At 66.2% G+C, this 17,768-nt stretch carries 16 protein-coding genes; 7 read left to right on the top strand and 9 right to left on the bottom strand.

Annotated features, from left to right (window positions below):
* The 3 genes from NX778_RS10370 to tsaE are packed head-to-tail and all read right to left on the bottom strand — an operon-like array spanning position 1 to position 2,729.
* Complete coding sequence (locus tag NX778_RS10370) at positions 1-888, bottom strand: D-hexose-6-phosphate mutarotase (RefSeq protein WP_258811648.1); 888 nt, start codon at positions 886-888, stop codon at positions 1-3.
* Positions 889-906: 18 nt separating this feature from the next.
* Positions 907-2,280 (bottom strand): N-acetylmuramoyl-L-alanine amidase, encoded by a 1,374-nt coding sequence (locus tag NX778_RS10365; RefSeq protein ID WP_258811647.1) that lies wholly within the window; start codon positions 2,278-2,280, stop codon positions 907-909.
* A complete protein-coding gene (gene tsaE / locus NX778_RS10360) occupies positions 2,244-2,729 on the bottom strand; it encodes a tRNA (adenosine(37)-N6)-threonylcarbamoyltransferase complex ATPase subunit type 1 TsaE (protein WP_258811646.1) in 486 nt (161 codons plus the stop codon). The genes NX778_RS10365 and tsaE overlap by 37 nt, the downstream gene beginning before the upstream one ends.
* A 43-nt stretch (positions 2,730-2,772) precedes the next feature.
* On the opposite strand from tsaE, the gene queG reads away from it, so the two are divergent.
* Entirely contained in the window at positions 2,773-3,882 is a 1,110-nt protein-coding gene (gene queG, locus NX778_RS10355) for a tRNA epoxyqueuosine(34) reductase QueG (protein ID WP_258811762.1), read from the top strand.
* On the opposite strand, the gene NX778_RS10350 is transcribed toward queG, so the two are convergent.
* The 3 genes from NX778_RS10350 to NX778_RS10340 form a co-directional block, all read right to left on the bottom strand.
* The gene (locus tag NX778_RS10350) at positions 3,856-4,233 is read right to left on the bottom strand and encodes a DUF3052 family protein (protein WP_258811645.1); all 378 of its coding nucleotides are present in this window, start codon (positions 4,231-4,233) and stop codon (positions 3,856-3,858) included. The two genes, queG and NX778_RS10350, sit on opposite strands and share 27 nt — an antisense overlap.
* Before the next feature lie 263 nt (positions 4,234-4,496).
* Positions 4,497-5,081, bottom strand: coding sequence for a response regulator transcription factor (locus NX778_RS10345; protein ID WP_258811644.1), 585 nt, complete (start codon positions 5,079-5,081; stop codon positions 4,497-4,499).
* A gap of 131 nt (positions 5,082-5,212) precedes the next feature.
* Entirely contained in the window at positions 5,213-7,216 is a 2,004-nt protein-coding gene (locus tag NX778_RS10340; RefSeq protein ID WP_258811643.1) for a sensor histidine kinase, read from the bottom strand.
* A 137-nt stretch (positions 7,217-7,353) separates the two neighbouring features.
* On the opposite strand from NX778_RS10340, the gene NX778_RS10335 reads away from it, so the two are divergent.
* The 3 genes from NX778_RS10335 to NX778_RS10325 all read left to right on the top strand — a co-directional run bounded on the left by NX778_RS10335 (position 7,354) and on the right by NX778_RS10325 (position 10,362).
* Positions 7,354-8,349: a TRAP transporter substrate-binding protein gene (locus NX778_RS10335; RefSeq protein ID WP_258811642.1), complete on the top strand. Its 996-nt coding sequence runs from the start codon at positions 7,354-7,356 to the stop codon at positions 8,347-8,349.
* A 166-nt stretch (positions 8,350-8,515) separates the two neighbouring features.
* Positions 8,516-9,085 (top strand): TRAP transporter small permease, encoded by a 570-nt coding sequence (locus NX778_RS10330; RefSeq protein ID WP_258811641.1) that lies wholly within the window; start codon positions 8,516-8,518, stop codon positions 9,083-9,085.
* Entirely contained in the window at positions 9,082-10,362 is a 1,281-nt protein-coding gene (locus NX778_RS10325) for a TRAP transporter large permease (RefSeq protein ID WP_258811640.1), read from the top strand. The genes NX778_RS10330 and NX778_RS10325 overlap by 4 nt, the downstream gene beginning before the upstream one ends.
* A gap of 252 nt (positions 10,363-10,614) precedes the next feature.
* On the opposite strand, the gene NX778_RS10320 is transcribed toward NX778_RS10325, so the two are convergent.
* Entirely contained in the window at positions 10,615-11,343 is a 729-nt protein-coding gene (locus tag NX778_RS10320; RefSeq protein ID WP_258811639.1) for a hypothetical protein, read from the bottom strand.
* Between the two features lie 116 nt (positions 11,344-11,459).
* Here NX778_RS10320 and NX778_RS10315 point away from each other — a divergent pair, with 116 nt between their 5' ends.
* The 3 genes from NX778_RS10315 to NX778_RS10305 are packed head-to-tail and all read left to right on the top strand — an operon-like array spanning position 11,460 to position 13,114.
* Positions 11,460-11,984 carry a methylated-DNA--[protein]-cysteine S-methyltransferase gene (locus NX778_RS10315; protein ID WP_258811638.1) on the top strand — a complete coding sequence of 175 codons (525 nt, stop codon included), beginning with the start codon at positions 11,460-11,462 and terminating at the stop codon, positions 11,982-11,984.
* Positions 11,957-12,871 (top strand): site-specific tyrosine recombinase XerD, encoded by a 915-nt coding sequence (gene xerD, locus NX778_RS10310; protein WP_258811637.1) that lies wholly within the window; start codon positions 11,957-11,959, stop codon positions 12,869-12,871. The genes NX778_RS10315 and xerD overlap by 28 nt, the downstream gene beginning before the upstream one ends.
* A 57-nt stretch (positions 12,872-12,928) precedes the next feature.
* Positions 12,929-13,114, top strand: a complete 186-nt coding sequence (locus NX778_RS10305; protein WP_258811636.1) for a hypothetical protein — start codon at positions 12,929-12,931, stop codon at positions 13,112-13,114.
* Positions 13,115-13,172: 58 nt separating this feature from the next.
* Here NX778_RS10305 and NX778_RS10300 read toward each other — a convergent pair whose 3' ends face one another.
* Both NX778_RS10300 and NX778_RS10295 read right to left on the bottom strand, forming a co-directional pair.
* Positions 13,173-16,274: an efflux RND transporter permease subunit gene (locus tag NX778_RS10300; RefSeq protein WP_258811635.1), complete on the bottom strand. Its 3,102-nt coding sequence runs from the start codon at positions 16,272-16,274 to the stop codon at positions 13,173-13,175.
* A 3-nt stretch (positions 16,275-16,277) separates the two neighbouring features.
* Positions 16,278-17,480, bottom strand: a complete 1,203-nt coding sequence (locus NX778_RS10295; protein WP_258811634.1) for an efflux RND transporter periplasmic adaptor subunit — start codon at positions 17,478-17,480, stop codon at positions 16,278-16,280.
* Positions 17,481-17,768: the final 288 nt, after the last annotated feature.

Below are 17,768 nucleotides of genomic sequence, written 5' to 3'. Positions count from 1 at the left end.
TCAGCTGCAGCTGACGTTGTAGCGGCCGTGCCAGGCCTGCCCCGGCTCCAGCGTCGCAGGTCCGAGCAGGGCCGGCTCGATGCAGACGAAGCGCTTGTACTCGTCGGCTTCCATGTCCGACATCGCCGCCGTATCGGCCGCGCCGGGATTCCACACCACCGCATCGGTAAAGCCGGCCTGCTCCAGCCGCAGGGCGCCCGCCCCGCTGGCCAGCGTGACCAGGTGGATTCCTTCGAAAACCTCGTCCAGCTTGTCGCCCAGCGTCAGCGTCGACGGCTGGACACCATCGATCCGCACTGCCGACAGATCGTCGACGAGATGGTAGGTGTGCAGGGCCGCGGCAAACGGGAAGGGCGCGTCGCCGTCGTTGCGCACGTTGAGCGACATCGAGATCGAACTGCCCTTCATGACAATGTAGAGCGTCAGCGTGAATTTGTGCGGCCACGACGTGGCGACGGTCGCGGGCAGGTCGCTATCGGCCAGTGTGAAGATGGCGAAGGCGGCGCCGTCTTCGACGCCGCTGGCCGTCACGCGCCACGGCAGCACGCGCGCAAAGCCGTGCCGCATGCCGGCGCCACGGGTGGCGAACTGGGGGAAGATCACGGGGATGCCGCCGCGGATGGCCTTGGTTCCGTCCAGCGCCGATTTCGCGCTGAGGAACATGCGTTCGCGGCCGTCGGCAGTCTTCCATGACACGAGGTGGGCGCCGTACAGCGTGATGATGGCTTCGGCGCCGTCCGGTGCTTTCAGGTGGACGGCGTCCAGCTCTGCGAACTTGCTGCTGACTTCAAGACCGTCGTCCCGGCGCAGGCCGGGATCCATGGAACGCGTGACGGGATGCTCAGTATGGGCCCCGGCCTGCGCCGGGGCGACGGTGTTTTCTTCCATCGCTTATCTTAAATAGGATTACGCCATCCGGCTCTTCGCCATCGGCGGATTGGCGGCGAAGTAGCGGCGGATGCCCTTGGTGATGGCATCGGCCAGCTGGTCCTTGTAGCCATCATCCTTGAGCCGCGCCTCTTCCTCGGGATTCGAGATGAACGCCGTCTCCACCAGGATCGACGGAATGTCCGGCGCCTTCAGCACCGCGAAGCCGGCCTGCTCGACGATCCCGCGGTGCAGCTTGTTGATGCCGCCGATTTCGCTCAGCACCGCCTTGCCCAGCTTGAGGCTGTCGCTGATCTGCGCCGTGGTCGACAGGTCGAGCAGCACGCTGGCCAGCTGGCGGTCGTGGTTGGCGAGGTTGACGCCGCCGATCAGGTCGGCCTTGTTCTGGTCGTTCGCGAGCCAGCGCGCCGCGCTCGAGGTGGCGCCTTTTTCGGATAGCACGAACACCGACGATCCGCGCGCGGTGCGCTCGACGAAGGCATCGGCGTGGATCGACACGAACAGGTCGGCCTGCACCTTGCGCGCCTTGTCGACGCGGGTGCCGAGCGGGACGAAGTAGTCGGCGTCGCGCGTCAGCAGCACGCGGGTATTCGGCATCCCTTCGAGCTTGGCCTTCAGGCGCCGCGCGATTTCGAGCACGATGTCCTTCTCGTGCACGCCGGTGCCGCCGGTCGCGCCCGGGTCCTCGCCGCCGTGGCCGGGGTCGAGCGCGATGGTCACCATGCGCGTCACTTTCGGCAGGCCGGCCGGTGCGGCGCTGGGCGCGGGCGTCGGCGCCAGCGTCGGCCGCGGCGCCTGCGTCATCGGCGGGACCGGCATCGCCGGCGCCTCGCCGCCATCCTGTCTGGCGATCGTGCCCAGCGCATCGGGCGCGGGCGGCGCATCGCCGGTGGTCCAGTCGCGCTGCTGGATCAGGGCCGCCAGCGGATCGGCCGGCGTCAGCGGATACAGGTCGAAGATCAGGCGGTTGTGGTAGCCCGCCACCGGCGGCAGCGTGAACACCTGCGGCTTGACCTCTTCCTTCAGGTCGAACACCAGGCGCACCACATTCGGCCGGTTCTGGCCCACGCGCACCTGCTTGATGTAGGGGTCGTTCGATTCGATCTTCGCTACCAGGCCCTTGAGCGTGTCGTTGAGCGCCAGGCCGTCGATGTCCACAACCAGCCGCGGCGGATTGGGCACCATGAAATGCGTGGCCTTCAGGTCGCCGTCGTTTTCGAGCGTGACGCGGGTGTAGTCGTCGGCCGGCCACACGCGCACGGCGAGGATTTGCGCGGCCTGCGCCGGCAGCGGGCCGAGCACGGACAGCAGGAGCGTGCCGCCGGCCTTGAGGATGGTGCGGCGCCTGGCGGAACCTAGCGGGGTGGTGCGAAGGAGAGGCGGTCGAGGCATAGCAGGCCCAGTGGGGACAACGCCTGCAATTCTAGCGCACGGCCGGGCTCGCGCACACTCAGCGATATCGCCACGTCGGGCCGCGGCAACACCGGCGCGCCTTTCTCCGGCCACTCGACGATACATACATTGTGGCCGTCGAAGTCTTCGCGGAAGCCGGCATCGAGGAATTCCTCCGGGCTGGACATGCGGTACAGGTCGTAGTGGATCACCTGCAGCGGCGCACCGTCGAGCGTGACGCGGTAGGGCTCGGCCAGCGTGTAGGTCGGGCTCTTGACGGTGCCGGCGTAGCCGCAGGCCTGGATCAGCGCGCGGGTGAGCGCGGTCTTGCCGGCGCCGAGGTCGCCGTGCAGGTAGATCACCAGGCCCGGCACCAGCGCCCGCGCGAGCGCGGCGCCGAAGGCCGCGGTGGCCGATTCGTCCCGCAGGTAGGCTGTGAAATGCTGCATCGAATAGAATGTCGTGTTGATCTTTGCCGCTTCCGTCCCGACCATGCCGTCCCTGCCACCCGACCTTGCCGAACTCGCGCGCGCCATCAAGGCGTGGGGCGCGGAGCTGGGCTTTGCCGAAGTGCGCATCGCGGACGTCGACCTGTCGGATGCGGAGGAAGGATTGAAGGCGTGGCTGGCGGCGGGCAACCACGGCGAGATGGATTATATGGCAAGCCACGGCATGAAGCGCGCCCGGCCGGCCGAACTGGTGCCGGGCACGGTGCGCGCGATCATGGCGCGCATGGATTACCTGCCGCGCGCAACAGGCGATGGCTGGCGCGAGCGCGAGCTGGCGCGCCAGCAGGATCCGCGCGCGGCGGTGGTCTCGGTGTACGCGCGCGGCCGCGACTACCACAAGGTGCTGCGCAACCGGCTGCAGCAGCTGGCCGAGCGCGTGAAGCATGAAATCGGCGAGTACGGCTATCGCGTGTTCACCGACTCGGCGCCGGTGATGGAGCTGCCGCTGGCGCGCAAGGCCGGCCTGGGCTGGCGCGGCAAGCACACGCTGCTGCTGTCGCGCGAGGCCGGTTCCACCTTCTTCATCGGCGAGATCCTGGTCGACCTGCCGCTGCCGGTGGACGAGCCGACCGGCGCCCACTGCGGACAGTGCACGGCCTGCATCGACGCCTGCCCCACCGGCGCCATCCTCGGCCCGGGCCGGCTGGACGCGCGGCGCTGCATTTCCTACCTGACCATCGAACTCAAGGGCCCGATCCCGCTTGAGCTGCGCCCGCTGATCGGCAACCGCATCTACGGCTGCGACGACTGCCAGCTGGTCTGCCCGTGGAACAAGTTCGCGCAGCGCGCCAGCCTGCCGGATTTCGACGAGCGCAACGGCCTGGCCAGCAGCGGCATGATCGAATTGTTCGCGTGGGACGAGGAAGAGTTCAACCGGCGGATGGAGGGCAGCCCGATCCGGCGGATCGGACATGAGCGCTGGCTGCGCAACCTGGCGGTCGGCTTGGGCAACGCGGTCGCCGGCGCCAAAGGGGACGCGGCCATCGTGGCCGCGCTGCGCGCCCGTGCCGGCCATCCGTCAGCGCTGGTGCGCGAACATGTGGCCTGGGCGCTGGCGCGCCACGGTTTAGATTTCGATCCGCTTCAGGCGTAAGGCCGACCAGTCGCCATCGATGGAAATGATGGCGACGCCTGTGATACCGTTTTCCTTCGCAAAGTCGTTGATCGAGTCGCGATTGATATCAGTGGCCTTGGAAGCGGTCTGCTTGAGATAGGCGATCCACAGGGAACCTTTCTCGCCCAGCGCCTGCTTGGCGGTCGGCAAGTAATGTTCGAGTTCCTTGCGGTTCATGGCAAACATGAGGACCACGTCGGCCGGGCCCTTGTCGACCTGGATCTCCTTCGGCATCTGCGTCACCATGCCGGGGTGCACCCCGCCGTTCAAGATCATCATCGACTTTGCGGTCTTCAGGAACATCTTGTCTGCGACTGTTCTTTCGTTCATCTGCATTCCCTAAAGTAAGGCATCAGCCGGCGCGCGGCGATGCATCGCGTTGATTGGATTTTACAAGCGCCCCGCCGCGCACGGCTCACGGGAGCGGCCGTGCGCATGTCAACTTGGCCAGATTAGCCGTTCATGACGGCAGGCGGCGCGCGGGCGGAAGGTCTGCGGCAGCGCCGAGGCCGCCGTTCCCTGTTCACGTAAGGGCGGTCTCGCGGATCGCAAGGCCTTGCGGAAACAAAATGAACGAGCCAGATGCAGAATGATTATTTCAACAATCCCGCCAGCTCGACCGCGGTCTTGACCTGCATCTTGTCGAAGATGTGGGCGCGGTGGACTTCGACGGTGCGCATGCTGATCCCGAGCTCATCCGCGACGACCTTGTTCATTTTGCCGGCCAGAATCAAATCGAGCACTTCGCGTTCGCGCGCGGACAAGGTGGCGAGGCGGGCGCGCACGGCGGCGGTGTGGCCGGCGCGCAGCGAGGCGGCCAGGGCTTGCTCGACGCGGTCCATCAGGTCGTTGTCGTTGAAGGGCTTTTCGAAGAAGTCGAAGGCGCCGCGTTTCAGCGAGTCGACCGCCATCGGCACGTCGCCGTGGCCGGTCAGGAAAATCACGGGCAGGCGCGGCAGCAGGCCGCGGGCGACCAGCTGGTCGAACACGGCGATGCCGTTCATGCCGGGCATGCGCACGTCGAGCAGCACGCAATCGCCGACCGGGTCGGTGCCGAGGCCGGCGGCGGCGAGGAAGTCCTCGCCACTGGCGTAGCCCTGCGCCGCCAGCCCGCGCGACTGGGCCAGCCAGGCGAGGGCGTCGCGGATTACGTCTTCGTCGTCTACGATGTGGAGCATTGATTTCCTTCGATAGCGTCAGAGCGCTTACCGAAGCCGCGTTGCGAAAAGCAGTCGTGACTTCCGGAGGCGGTCCATGGGTCCCCGCCTGCGCGGGGACGACGTTGTTTTGGGGGTGGGTAAATTCTAGCCTACGCCGCCTCCGCCTGCGCCTGCTGCGGCAAGGTGAAGGTGAACACGGTTCCGCCGCCCGGATTGGCGGCATGGGTCAGCGTCCCGCCGTGGAACTCGATCGCCGTGCGGCAGATCGACAAGCCCATGCCCATGCCCTCGGCCTTGGTCGAGAAGAACGGCGAGAACAGCCGCGCCGCCACCTCGGGCGCAATGCCGTGTCCGTTGTCGATCACCGCCACCGCCACCTGGCCGCCCTCGGCGTGCGCCTCGATGCGCAGCACGCGCCGCTCGGGCGGCTCGCCCTGCATCGATTCGATCCCGTTGCGCGCCAGGTTCAGCAGCACCTGCTCCAGCATGATGCGGTCGGCCAGCACTGGCGGCAGCTGGCCCGGCACCTGCACGCGCAGCACCACGTAGCCCTGGCGCGCCTGCAGCTCGATCAGGGCGCGCACGCCTTCGACCACGCTGCCGATCTCCACCCGCTGCCGCTCCGGCTCGCGTTTCTTCACGAACTCGTGCACGCTCTTGATGATCTGGCCGGCGCGCTGGGCCTGCTGGCGCGCCTGCTCCAGCGCGCGCCGCAGCAGGCCGGCGTCGACCGGCTGCGCCGCGTCCTCGCCGCGCGCCAGCACGTTCAGCGCGCCCGCCGTGTAGCTCGAAATGGCCGCCAGCGGCTGGTTCAGTTCGTGCGCCAGCATCGACGACATCTCGCCCATCGTCGCCAGGCGCGCGCTTTCCTGCAGCTTTTCTTCTTGCTTGCGGTTCAGTTCTTCGACGCGCTTGCGGTCGGTGATGTCGAGGATCGAGCTCATCCATCCGGTCTGCCGCCCGCGGCTGTCCACCAGTGGCGCCTCGAACACCAGCACCGGCACCCGCGCGCCATCCGAGCGCTGGAACACGGTCTCGAACTGCGGCGTGGCTTCGCCCGACAGCACCAGCTGGAAGCGCTCTTCGTAGTCGGCCATCGCTTCCGGCGCCCAGTAGGGCATCGGCGGGACCTTGCCCACCAACTCCTCGGCCGGCAGCCCGACCATCGCGCAGAACGCCGGGTTGACGTAGGTGACGCGGCCTTCGAGATCGCGCGCGCGCAGGCCGGTGACCAGCGAGTTTTCCATCGCGGTGCGAAACGCCATCTGCTGGCGCAGCGCGGCCTCGGCCGCCAGCGTGCGCGCGATGTGGCGCCACAGCGCGGCCAGCGACAGCAGCAGGCCCAGCGCCAGGACGATCACCGAGCCGACCAGCAAATTCGGCAGCAGGCGCGGCGCGCCCTTGGTGCTGTCGGTGGCCAGCGTGATCAGGCCGCCCGGCAGGTCGAGCGCGTGCTTGTGGGTGTAGACGCCGCGGCCCGGGCCGCCGGCACTGCGGATCGCGACCACCTTGTCGTCCTTGTCCAGCAGCTCCAGCATATTGTCCTGCGCGAACCACCACGGCACGGTCTCGTCGAGCAGCACCTTGAGCTTGTAGGTCGCGACCAGGCTGCCGGCGTAGGCGCCCTCGTGGTACAGCGGCAGGTGATAGTCGAGCAGGCCGTGGGCGAGGGCGGTGCTGCCGTAGGGATCGCTGTAGCGGCCGCCGTGGGTCTTGCGCGCCACCTCACCCGTCGCGCGCGACGCTTCGGCCAGGCCGCTGGCCGGCAGTTCGGCGCCATGGATCGCGAGCACCTTGCCGTCGGCGCCGAACCAGACCAGGCGCTCCAGCTCGTGCCCGCTCTTGAACATCTGCGCCATCCGGGCCTGCAGCATCTCGTTCGGCGGTGGCTTGACGACCAGATCGGCGCCGAGGTTGGCCAGCGCCTCCTCGTTGCGCGCCAGCTCGAAGCGCAGGGTCTGTTCGACCCACAGCGTATCGGCGATCAATTGCTCCTGGCGTTCGTTGCTTTCCATCTCGCGCGCCTGCCAGGGCAGCCAGATCAGCACGGCGAGGAACAAGAGCACCAGCAGCACCGGCACCAGCCAGCGCCAGCGGCTGGCGGGACCGGATGCAGTGCTGGGCGGCAATGGTGGAAGACTGATGCTTTTCATGCAATACAATGGTGAGAAAACAACGAAGTCGGCTATTGTGGAATTCCACAATTGCGTAGCAGAATTAGCTAAATCAGACTCGCCAAAATAATAATTACCAAAATAACTATTTTCACAAGAGAGAAGAGGAGACACACATGAAATTCAAGGCACTGGTCGTGGCCTTCGCCGCGGCCGCCAGCTTCAACGCCGCCTGGGCCCAGGCTCCCATCGTCATCAAGTTCAGCCACGTGGTCGCCACCGACACGCCGAAAGGGCGCGCCGCCGACCGCTTCAAGGAACTGGCCGAGAAGATGACCAAGGGCCGGGTCAAGGTCGAAGTCTATCCGAACAGCCAGCTCTACAAGGACAAGGAAGAGATGGAAGCGCTCCAGCTCGGCGCGGTCCAGATGCTGGCGCCTTCGCTGGCCAAGTTCGGTCCGCTGGGCGTGAAAGAATTCGAGGTGTTCGACCTGCCTTACATCTTCCCCAACAAGACTTCGCTGTACGCGGTCACCGAAGGCCCGGTCGGCAAGAGCCTGATGCAGAAGCTGGAGCCGAAAGGCATCACCGGCCTGGCCTACTGGGACAATGGTTTCAAGGACATGTCGGCCAACAAGCCGCTGCACGAGCCGGCCGATTTCCGCGGCCTGAAGATGCGCATCCAGGCCTCCAAGGTGCTCGACGCGCAGATGCGCGCGCTGGGCGCGAACCCGCAGGTGCTGGCGTTCTCTGAAGTGTATCAGGCCTTGCAGACCGGCGTGGTCGACGGCACCGAGAACCCGCCGTCGAATATGTACACGCAGAAGATGCATGAAGTGCAAAAGCACCTGACGCTGTCGAACCACGGCTACCTGGGCTATGCGGTGATCGTCAACAAGAAGTTCTGGGACGGCCTGCCGGCCGACATCCGCGCCGCGCTGGAGCAGGCGATGCGCGATGCCACCACCTACGAAAAGGCGATCGCCCAGCGCGACAACGACGAGGCACTGGCCGCAATTCGCAAGGCCGGCAAGACCACCATCTACGAGCTGACCCCGAAGCAGCAGGCCGACTGGCGCAAGGCGCTGCTGCCGGTGCATAAGCAGATGGAAGGGCGCATTGGCAAGGACCTGATCCAGGCGATCTATAAAGAGACGGCCAAGTACCAATAAAGTATAGGCTGCTCATCTAGAAATGGGGTTCCCGCGTGCGCGGGAAGTCGTTCCCGGCAGTGCCGGGAATGACGAATGAGCTTAGTTAGCTTTTCTTCGTCCTCGCGAAAGCGGGGACCCCCTCGCACGCGCACCCCAAGCGTTTCCTTACCCCTAGGACACCCCCATGAAATTCCTCGATCGCCTCGAAGAGTGGATCATCGCGTCCCTGATGGCCGCGGCCACTGTCGTGATCTTCGTAGCGGTGGTGCACCGCTACCTGTCCGGCTTGCCGATTCCCGGCCTGCAGGACTTCCTCATCGGCCTGAACCTGAGCTGGGCCCAGGAGCTGTGCATCTTCATGTTCGTCTGGATGGCCAAGTTCGGCGCCGCCTACGGCGTGCGGACCGGCATCCACGTCGGCGTCGACGTGCTGGTCAACCGCCTGTCGGAAAAATGGCGCCAGAAAGTTGTCGTGCTCAGCCTGCTGGCGGGCGCCTTCTTCACCGGCGTCATCGGCACCCTGGGCGCGATCTTCGTCGCCCGCATGAGCCAGACCGACTCCACCTCGTCCGACCTCGAACTGCCGATGTGGATCGTGTACCTGGCGGTGCCGCTCGGCTCCTACCTGATGTGCTTCCGTTTCCTGCAGGTGACCTGGCACTTCCTCAAGAACGGCGAACTGCCGCGCCATGACCACGGCTATGTCGAAGGCCTGGAAGACGAAATCGACGAAGCCCGGGAGCACGCCGTATGAACGCCACCATCATTTTTGTCCTGCTGATCCTGCTGATGCTGACCGGCATGCCGGTCTCGATCGCGCTCGGCCTGACCGTGCTGACCTTCCTGTTCACGATGACCACGGTGCCGATCGAATCGGTGGCGATGAAGCTGTTCACCGGCATCGAGAACTTCGAGATCATGGCGATCCCGTTCTTCATCTTGGCTGGTAACTTCTTGACCCACGGCGGGGTCGCGCGACGGATGATCAACTTCGCGACCTCGATGGTCGGCCACTGGCCGGGCGGCCTGGCGCTGGCCGGCGTGCTGGCCTGCGCGCTGTTCGCGGCGGTGTCCGGCTCCAGCCCGGCGACGGTGGTGGCGATCGGTTCGATCATCCTGCCAGCCATGGTCAAGCAGGGCTACCCGAAACGCTTCGGCGCCGGCGTGATCACCACGTCGGGCGCGCTCGGCATCCTGATCCCGCCGTCGGTGGTGATGGTGCTGTATTCGGTCACCACCAACACCTCGGTCGGCAAGCTGTTCATGGCCGGCGTGATCCCGGGCATCCTGCTCGCGACCTTCCTCGGCATCACCACCTGGTTCATCGCCCGCAAGCGCGACTATCCGCGCATGCCGAAGGCCACCTGGGGCGAGCGCTTCGCCGCCTTCCGCAAGAGCATCTGGGGCCTGATGCTGATCGTGATCGTGATGGGCGGCATCTACACCGGCATCTTCACCCCGACCGAGGCCGCCGCCATGGCCGCCGTGTACGCTTTCTTCATCGCCGTGTACGTGTACAAGGACCTGAAGCTCAAGCAGGTCGGCAAGGTGCTGCTGGACTCGGCCGCGATGTCGGCGATGCTGCTCTACATCATCACCAACGCGGTGTTGTTCTCGTTCCTGATGACGAGCGAAAATATCCCGCAGGCCATGGCCAGCTGGCTCACCAGCCAGGGCCTGGGCCCGATCGCCTTCCTGCTGGTGGTGAACGTGCTGCTGCTGGTGGCCGGCAATGTGATGGAGCCGTCGTCGATCGTGCTGATCATGGCGCCGATCCTGTTCCCGGTCGCGACCACGCTGGGCATCGACCCGATCCACTTCGGCGTGCTGATCGTGGTGAACATGGAAGTCGGCATGTGCCACCCGCCGGTGGGCCTGAATCTGTACGTGGCGTCCGGCATCACCAAGATGGGCATTTCGGAGCTGACGATGGCCGTGATGCCCTGGCTGATCACCATGCTGGTTTTCCTCGGGCTCATCACTTACGTACCACAAATTTCTCTGTTTCTACCAAATTTGGTATACGGATGAAAATAATTTTATCAACGTTGCAAATATGCCGCGCTCATATGGTGCAAGCTGGGCTATGATGTGACACCTTCAGGCGGCATGATGCGCTCGCCTGGTGCAAGAGAAGCAAGGTTTTTTTGGGGAGTAGAGAAAAGTACCGGTAGTCCATACCGGAGAAATCGAGGAGACCCTGCGTTTTACAGTATGCCGACGCTCGACGATCGGCCGGAAACGTGGAACAGAATTTGGAGCGCACCTACGGGTGCGCTTTTTTTATGCGCCTGCATGGCGCGCACTGCCCATCGACAGCGCGCGCCATGCCAGCACTGCGCTCATTACAGAAAAATAGATCCACACCAGCACCGGCGTGCCGAAGGTGCGCGGATTGTCGAGCCAGCCCGCGCGCAGCAGCGCGTTGAGCAGGCCCAGCTTGAACACCAGCGCGACCGGCAGCGGCAGGAAGGACAGGCCCAGGAGCCAGCGCCAGCGCCGCTGCGGCAGCGAGCGCAGGGCCGCCAGCACCAGCGGCGCGCACAGCGCCGCCAGCACGGTCACCGTCGCCAGGTCCAGCAGCACGGCAGGCACGCCGGGCGCCAGCCGGTGCGCGAACGCGATCTCGTCGCCCTGGCCGCGCACCGCATCGAACAGGCGCGCGAACGGGATCGGCGCCAGCATCAGGGCCAGTCCCCAGCCGCGCAAGCGCTCGCCGCCCGCACGCAGCAGGAGCAGGCAGCCGCAGTAGCTGGCCGCGAAGCTGAACACCGGCCCGGCCAGCGCCGCCAGCGGGGCCAGCGGATGCGCCGCGCTGCAGCCGCGCGCCAGGCCCCACACGTTGAAGTCGCGCGCGCCGTAGTCGCCGCACAGCAGGCGCCCGAACTGGATGTGGGCCTGCTCGTGCAGCTCCCAGATGACTTCGACCAGCGCCATATAGCCCAGCGCGAACGGCCACGAAAAGCGCAGATGCAGCGGGGCGCGCGCCAGGCGGTTGTCCTTGTCATCCATGTCGGTCGGTGGGTTCGCGTTGTGATGCCGGGATTATCCCGAAACGCGCGCGAATAAAATCTCCACCTCGGTGGGGGAATCTTCATTTTCGGCGGCCGGGGCGCTACACTGTGCCGATGAACACACAGCAAGGCAGCGAGATATTCAGCGCCATCGTCGCGGCGCCCTTCGGCGCGATGGGGATCCGGACCGAGGACGGCCGCGTGCGCGAGCTGGTCTACCTGCCGCCGCACTTCCACGAGAAGGACGCGCAGGACCCGGTGGCCGAGCAAGCCTGCGCCCAGGTGCTGCGCTACTTCGACGATGCCGACTTCGTCTTCACCCTGCCGCTGATGGAGCGCGGCAGCGACTTCCAGCGCCGCGTGTGGGAGGCGATTTGCGCCATCCCGCGCGGGGCGGTGCGCACCTACGGCCACCTGGCCAAGGAGATCGGCTCGGCGCCGCGCGCGGTGGGGCAGGCTTGCGGCGCCAACTGGTTCCCGCTGATCATCCCCTGCCACCGCGTCACCTCCGCTTCCGGGCTGGGCGGCTTTTCCAACCACGACGACGAGAACGGCTTCCACCTGTCGGTCAAGCGCTGGCTGCTCAAGCACGAAGGCGTATCGCAATCCCCATGGCGGCAGCAGTCGATCTGGGACTGATCGACGAGTTCTGCGACACCCTCTGGCTGGAGCAGGGGCTGGCGAAGAATTCGCTCGACGCCTACCGGCGCGACATGAAGCTGTTCGCGCGCTGGCTGGACGTCAAGCGGCCCGGCCGCGGCCTGCTGGAGGCCGGTGGCGAGGACATTGCTGCCTATTTCGCCGAGCGCCACGCAGACACCAAGCCCAGCTCGGCCAACCGCCGCCTGTCGGTGCTCAAGCGCTTCTACCAGCTGGCCCTGCGCCAGAACCGGATCCCGGCCGACCCTTGCCTGCAGATGGCGTCGGCCCGGCAGCCGGCGCGCATGGTCAGCACGCTGACCGAGGCCCAGGTCGAAGCCCTGCTGGAGGCGCCCGACGTGTCGACCCCGCTCGGGCTGCGCGAGCGCACCATGCTGGAACTGATGTACGCGAGTGGGCTGCGGGTGTCGGAACTGGTCACGCTCAAGCTGGTCGAGCTGAGCCTGAACGATGGCGTGCTGCGCATCACCGGCAAGGGCAGCAAGACCCGGCTGGTGCCCTTCGGTGCGCAGGCGCGCCTGTGGCTGGAGCGCTACCTGAAGGACGCGCGCGGCATCATCCTCAACGGCCAGGTCGACGACGCCCTGTTCGTGACCGGCCGCGGTGCGCCCATGACGCGCCAGATGTTCTGGGTGATCATCAAGAAGCACGCGGCCAGGGCCGGGATCAAGGGACCGCTGTCGCCGCACACCCTGCGCCATGCCTTCGCCACCCACTTGCTGAACCACGGCGCCGACCTGCGCGTGGTGCAATTGCTGCTGGGCCACTCCGATATTTCCACCACGCAGATCTACACCCACGTGGCGCGCGAACGGCTCAAACGCCTGCATGCGCAGCACCATCCGCGGAGTGGCTCAAACGGCTGACCTTTATTCGGTTCATAATAGAGGTGTTGCGTCCCATTCGAAGACCGAGAGGTGAATATGGCCCGGACGAATTTCCAGTACGAAAAGCGCCAGCGTGAGCTGGAGAAGAAGCGCAAGGCCGAGGAGAAGGCCAAGCGCAAGGCGGAGGCCAAGACCCACAAGCCCGGCGAGCCGGGCGAGGTGGAAGATGGCGCCGATGAGGTGGAGGTGGTGGCGCCGGAAGGGGATGAGCAGGCGGGCTAGCCTGCCTGCTTGAGCTTGAGTATCAACCGTCGTTCCCGGCATTGCCGGGACGACGGGATCATGCTTCTGCTGCGGCCGGCGCCTCCTCCTGCCCCTTCTGGAACCAGCGCTTGACCCGCCTGCCCAGGCTGTCGAGATAGGTGTACGCCACCGGCACCACCACCAGGGTCAGCAGGGTCGACGTGATCACCCCGCCGATCACCGCGCGCCCCATTGGCGCCTGGGTCGCGCCGCCGTCGCCCGCGCCGATCGCCATCGGCAGCATGCCGAACACCATCGCCATGGTCGTCATCAGGATCGGCCGCAGGCGCACCTGGCCCGCCTGCTTGACCGCCTCGCACTGGCGCAAGCCTTCGCGCTGGCCGTGGTTGGCGAAGTCCACCAGCAGGATCGCGTTCTTGGTCACCAGCCCCATCAGCATGACGATGCCGATGAAGGAGAAGATGTTGAGCGTGCTGCCCGTCGCCAGCAGCGCCAGCAGCACCCCCACCAGCGACAGCGGCAGCGACATCATGATCGCAATCGGCTGCAGGAAGCTGCCGAACTGCGAGGCCAGCACCAGGTAGATGAAGATCACCGCGATCGCGATCGCCGTCATGAAGCCGACCAGCGTCTCGTCCATCATCTGCTGCTGGCCGCCGATGTCGAAGCGCACACCGGCCGGCAGCTTCATCGCCTTCATCGCCTTCTGCACATCGCCCATCACGTCGCCGCCCGGACGGCCCTGCACGCCGGCATAGATCGCGACCCGCCGCTGCAGCGCCTGGCGCTTGAGCACCTGCGGACTGAACGAGGGCACGAAGTCGACCACCTGGCGCAGCGGCACCATGATCGGGTTGCCCTGCGCGTCCAGCTTGGACGAGGCCACCGCCAGGTCGGCCAGGTCCGACACTTTCTGCCGACCGGAGCGGGGCAGCTGCACGTTGACGTCGTAGTTCTGGCCGTCCGGCGCCAGCCAGCGGCTGGTCTGGTCGCCACCCACGAAGGGCCGCAGCGCCGCGCCGACCTGGGCCACGTTCAGCCCGAGGTCGTTGGCCATCTCGTTATTGATCTTGACGATGGTGGCCGGGCTGCCGCCTTCCTGGCTGTACTCGATGTCGACCACGCCTTTCACCTGGCGCATCTTGTCCATCAGCTCGTGCGCGGTCTTGTCGAGCGCGGCTTCATCGGTGCCGAGGATGGCGATGAAGATCGGGCGGTCGCCCACCATCAGCGTGATGCCGGCGATCGGCGCCAGCCGGTCGCGCACCACCTTTTCCAGCTCCTGCTGCGAGCGGCGATGGGTCTGGCGGACGTCGGTCAGCTTCAGGTTGACCGTCGCGTAGTTCTTGCCCTCGGCCGCACCGACATCGGCGCTCATGCTCTCGATTTCCGTGAGCGGGGCGAGCGCGGCCTCGACCTGCCTGACCTTGCTGTCGGTGTAGTCGAGGCTGGAGCCGAGCGGCGTCTTGAAGCGGATCTGGATGAAGCCGTGGTCGGTCTGCGGCACGAATTCGCCGCCGACCAGCGGCACCAGCATCAGGCTGCCGGCGAAAATCGCCACCGCGATCGCGAGGGTGCTCTTGCGCCAGGCCAGGGCCAGCGCCAGCACCCGGTCGTACCAGCCGTGCACCCGTTCGATGCCGTGTTCGACGCGCTCCATCAGGCGCCCCAGCCAGGGCAGGTACTTGAAGCGGTCCTTCACCGGATCGGGCCAGACCGAGGACAGCATCGGGTCGAGCGTGAAGCTGACGAACAGCGAGACCAGCACCGCCACCGCGACCGTGATGCCGAACTGCAGGAAGTAGCGCCCGATCAGGCCCTTCATGAAGGCGATCGGCACGAACACGGCGACGATGGCGAAGGTGGTGGCCATCACCGCCAGGCCGATCTCGCTGGTGCCGTCCTCGGCGGCCTTCAGGTGGCGCTTGCCCAGGCCCAGGTGGCGCACGATGTTTTCGCGCACCACGATGGCGTCGTCGATCAGCAGGCCGATGCACAGCGACAGCGCCATCAAGGTCATGAAATTCAGGGTGAAACCGAAGGCCTTGACCGCGATGAAGCTGGCCAGTACCGCGATCGGCAAGGTCAGCCCGGTGATGATCGTGCTGCGCCAGGAATGCAGGAAGAAGAACACGATCAGCATGGTCAACAGGGCGCCCTCGACGATGGTTTCCTTCACGTTGTCGAGCTGGCTCTTGACGTCCTTGGCCACGTCCTGCAGGTTGCTGAACTGCACGTCCGGCGGCAGCGTCTTCTTCATCTCCTCGATGGCTTGCTTGACGCCGTCGCCCACCTGCACGGTGTTGGCGTCCTGCACCTTGCCGATCTGGAGCGAAATGGCGCGCACACCATTGACGCGCGACAGGGACTGCTCTTCCTGCTCGCCGTCGACCACCTCCGCCACCTGGCTCAGGTAGACCGGGCCGCCGGCGCGGCGCGCCACGATGATGTTGTTGAAGTCGCGCGCGGTCTTCATCATGCCTTCGATGCGCACCATGCGCTCGCTGCGGCCGTGGATGATGCTGCCGGCAGGGAGGTTGGCATTGGTGGCCTGGATCGCGCGCACCACCTCGTCCACGCCGACGTTCAGGCTGCGCAGCTGCGCGGGACGGATCTGCACCAGCACCTGGCGGTTGGTCTTGCCGTTCACGTAGATCTGGCCCACGCCGGCGACCGCCTGCAGGCGCTTGACGATCACCTGGTCGGTCAGCGTGGACAGGTCGCGCATGCTGTGGTCCTTGGCCGTGACGGCGTAGATCGCGACCGTGGTGTTGTCCTCGCCGTTCTGGCGGATCACGACCGGGTCGCGCACCTCGCGCGGGAAGCGGCCGCGCACCTGCGCGATCTTGTCGCGCAGGTCCTGGATCGCGCGGTTGGTGTCGGTGTCGAGGGTGAACTCGAGGCCGACGCCGCTGCGGCCCTCCCACGAATTGCTGCGCACGGTCTTGATGCCGCTGACGGTGTTGGCCACTTCCTCGATCGGGCGGGTGACGTCGTTCTCGACCTGCTCGGGCGAGGCGCCCGGATAGATGGTCTCGACCCATGCTGCCGGCACATCGATGTTGGGCATGCTTTCCACGCCCAGGCTCTTGTACGAGAACAGGCCGAGCACCATCAGCCCGACCATCACCATGGTCGCGAAGACCGGGTGGCGGATACTGGTCCTGGTGATCCACATGGCTCAGCCTTTCCTGGCGGCTGGCGCAGGCGCGGCCGCCAGCTTGACGCTGCTGCCCGGCTTGACGCCGTCCAGCCTGGTGGCGATCACGGTCTGGCCCGGCGCCAGCCCTTCGGTGACCTGCACCGTGCCATCGTCCTCATTGCGCAGGCCGAGCTTGACCGGCTGCGCCACCACCTTGCCGGCGTCGACGCGATAGACCAGGTCCTGGCCGCCGTCGTGGCGCACGGCCGCCAGCGGCGCCAGCGCGCCGGGCGCCGATTTTGCGGTGGTGAGATTGCCCTTGGCGAACATGCCGCCCTTGAGCACGCCGTCGGCGTTGTCCACGCTGATATAGACGATCATGGCGCGCGAGCCGGTTTCGGTGGTCGGGCTGATGCGCGCCACCTTGCCGCTGAAGTCGCGTCCGGCGAAACCGTCGACCTGGAAGCGCGCTTCCTGGCCCACTTTCACGCGCGGGATGTCGGAAGCGGGCACTTGCGCCTCCAGCATCAGCTGGCGCAGGTCGACGATGGAGAACGCCGGCGCATCCGGCGCCAGCTTGTCGCCGGCCTGGACGAAGCGCTTGCTGACCACGCCCGCCAGCGGCGCGCGGATCACGGTGTCGCCCAAGGCGATGCGGGCCATCTCCAGCTGGGCCTTGGCGGCGTCCACTGCGGCCTGCGCCAGCTCGACGCTGTTCTGGCTGGTGTCGAAGGAGTTCTGGGAAATGTAATTCTGCTTGAGCAAGGCCGCGCTATTGGCCTTGTTCTTGGCCGCCAGCGCCAGCCGGGCATTGGCCTCGTCCAGTGCGGCTTGCTGCTGGGCTACACGGGCGCGCGCATCGGCGCCGTCGAGCCGCGCGATCACCTGGCCCGCGGCCACGCTCGTGCCTTCCTGCACGCTGCTCTCCAGCACCACGCCTGACACCTTCGATTTGATGGTGGCTTGCCGGAGCGGCGCGAGGGCGCCGGACAGCGGCAGGCCGACCCGCAATTCGCCTGATGCAACCGTGGCGACATCACCCGGCGAGAGTTCGTAGACTGTTGGTTTCAGGGCGGAAGCGCCTGCTTGGGTTGGCTCCGCCTTGGATTTGTGCAACACGGTCCAGCTGGCGGCGGAGGCGATCACGGCAAGCGCAATCACGATCGCGCTCTTGCGCCAGCGGCGCCTGCGGGTGGGAAAGTGCGCGGCGGCGTGGGGCAGCGGGGGAGCTTCGAGTTTCATCGTGAACCTCTTGTTATGCGTGCGAGCGGGATGGCGCCGGTGCTCCTTCCTGGCGGCAGGATGGAGCAAGCCGGCGCATGGTGGCAACTATAGGAAAGGACCAGCCGCGCCGCCACGGGAATGCGACGAGCGGTGGTTTCCGCGAGTTGGAATGCGCGAAAAACTGGATAAAGTGTCAGATGCGAGCCAAAGCGTGTTCCCGCTGTGATGGCGCAAATCCGTCCTGGAAGTGGCGCATAAAAATGTGCTTTTGCCCGATCATCCCGGTCATTCTGGAAAGAGGTCTAC

It is taken from the genome of Massilia terrae (genome assembly GCF_024753145.1).
Lineage (GTDB): Bacteria > Pseudomonadota > Gammaproteobacteria > Burkholderiales > Burkholderiaceae_D > Telluria > Telluria terrae.
This window is presented reverse-complemented; position numbering and strand designations above follow the sequence as displayed.

Coding starts and splice junctions, on each gene's coding strand:
- NX778_RS10330 (WP_258811641.1), top strand. CDS start 8,516: ATGAAATTCCTCGATCGCCTCGAAGAGTGGATCATCGCGTCCCTGATG.
- NX778_RS10320 (WP_258811639.1), bottom strand. CDS start 11,343: ATGGATGACAAGGACAACCGCCTGGCGCGCGCCCCGCTGCATCTGCGC.
- NX778_RS10325 (WP_258811640.1), top strand. CDS start 9,082: ATGAACGCCACCATCATTTTTGTCCTGCTGATCCTGCTGATGCTGACC.
- queG (WP_258811762.1), top strand. CDS start 2,773: ATGCCGTCCCTGCCACCCGACCTTGCCGAACTCGCGCGCGCCATCAAG.
- NX778_RS10340 (WP_258811643.1), bottom strand. CDS start 7,216: ATGAAAAGCATCAGTCTTCCACCATTGCCGCCCAGCACTGCATCCGGT.
- NX778_RS10365 (WP_258811647.1), bottom strand. CDS start 2,280: ATGCCTCGACCGCCTCTCCTTCGCACCACCCCGCTAGGTTCCGCCAGG.
- NX778_RS10350 (WP_258811645.1), bottom strand. CDS start 4,233: ATGAACGAAAGAACAGTCGCAGACAAGATGTTCCTGAAGACCGCAAAG.
- tsaE (WP_258811646.1), bottom strand. CDS start 2,729: ATGCAGCATTTCACAGCCTACCTGCGGGACGAATCGGCCACCGCGGCC.
- NX778_RS10295 (WP_258811634.1), bottom strand. CDS start 17,480: ATGAAACTCGAAGCTCCCCCGCTGCCCCACGCCGCCGCGCACTTTCCC.
- NX778_RS10305 (WP_258811636.1), top strand. CDS start 12,929: ATGGCCCGGACGAATTTCCAGTACGAAAAGCGCCAGCGTGAGCTGGAG.
- NX778_RS10315 (WP_258811638.1), top strand. CDS start 11,460: ATGAACACACAGCAAGGCAGCGAGATATTCAGCGCCATCGTCGCGGCG.
- NX778_RS10300 (WP_258811635.1), bottom strand. CDS start 16,274: ATGTGGATCACCAGGACCAGTATCCGCCACCCGGTCTTCGCGACCATG.
- NX778_RS10370 (WP_258811648.1), bottom strand. CDS start 888: ATGGAAGAAAACACCGTCGCCCCGGCGCAGGCCGGGGCCCATACTGAG.
- NX778_RS10335 (WP_258811642.1), top strand. CDS start 7,354: ATGAAATTCAAGGCACTGGTCGTGGCCTTCGCCGCGGCCGCCAGCTTC.
- xerD (WP_258811637.1), top strand. CDS start 11,957: ATGGCGGCAGCAGTCGATCTGGGACTGATCGACGAGTTCTGCGACACC.
- NX778_RS10345 (WP_258811644.1), bottom strand. CDS start 5,081: ATGCTCCACATCGTAGACGACGAAGACGTAATCCGCGACGCCCTCGCC.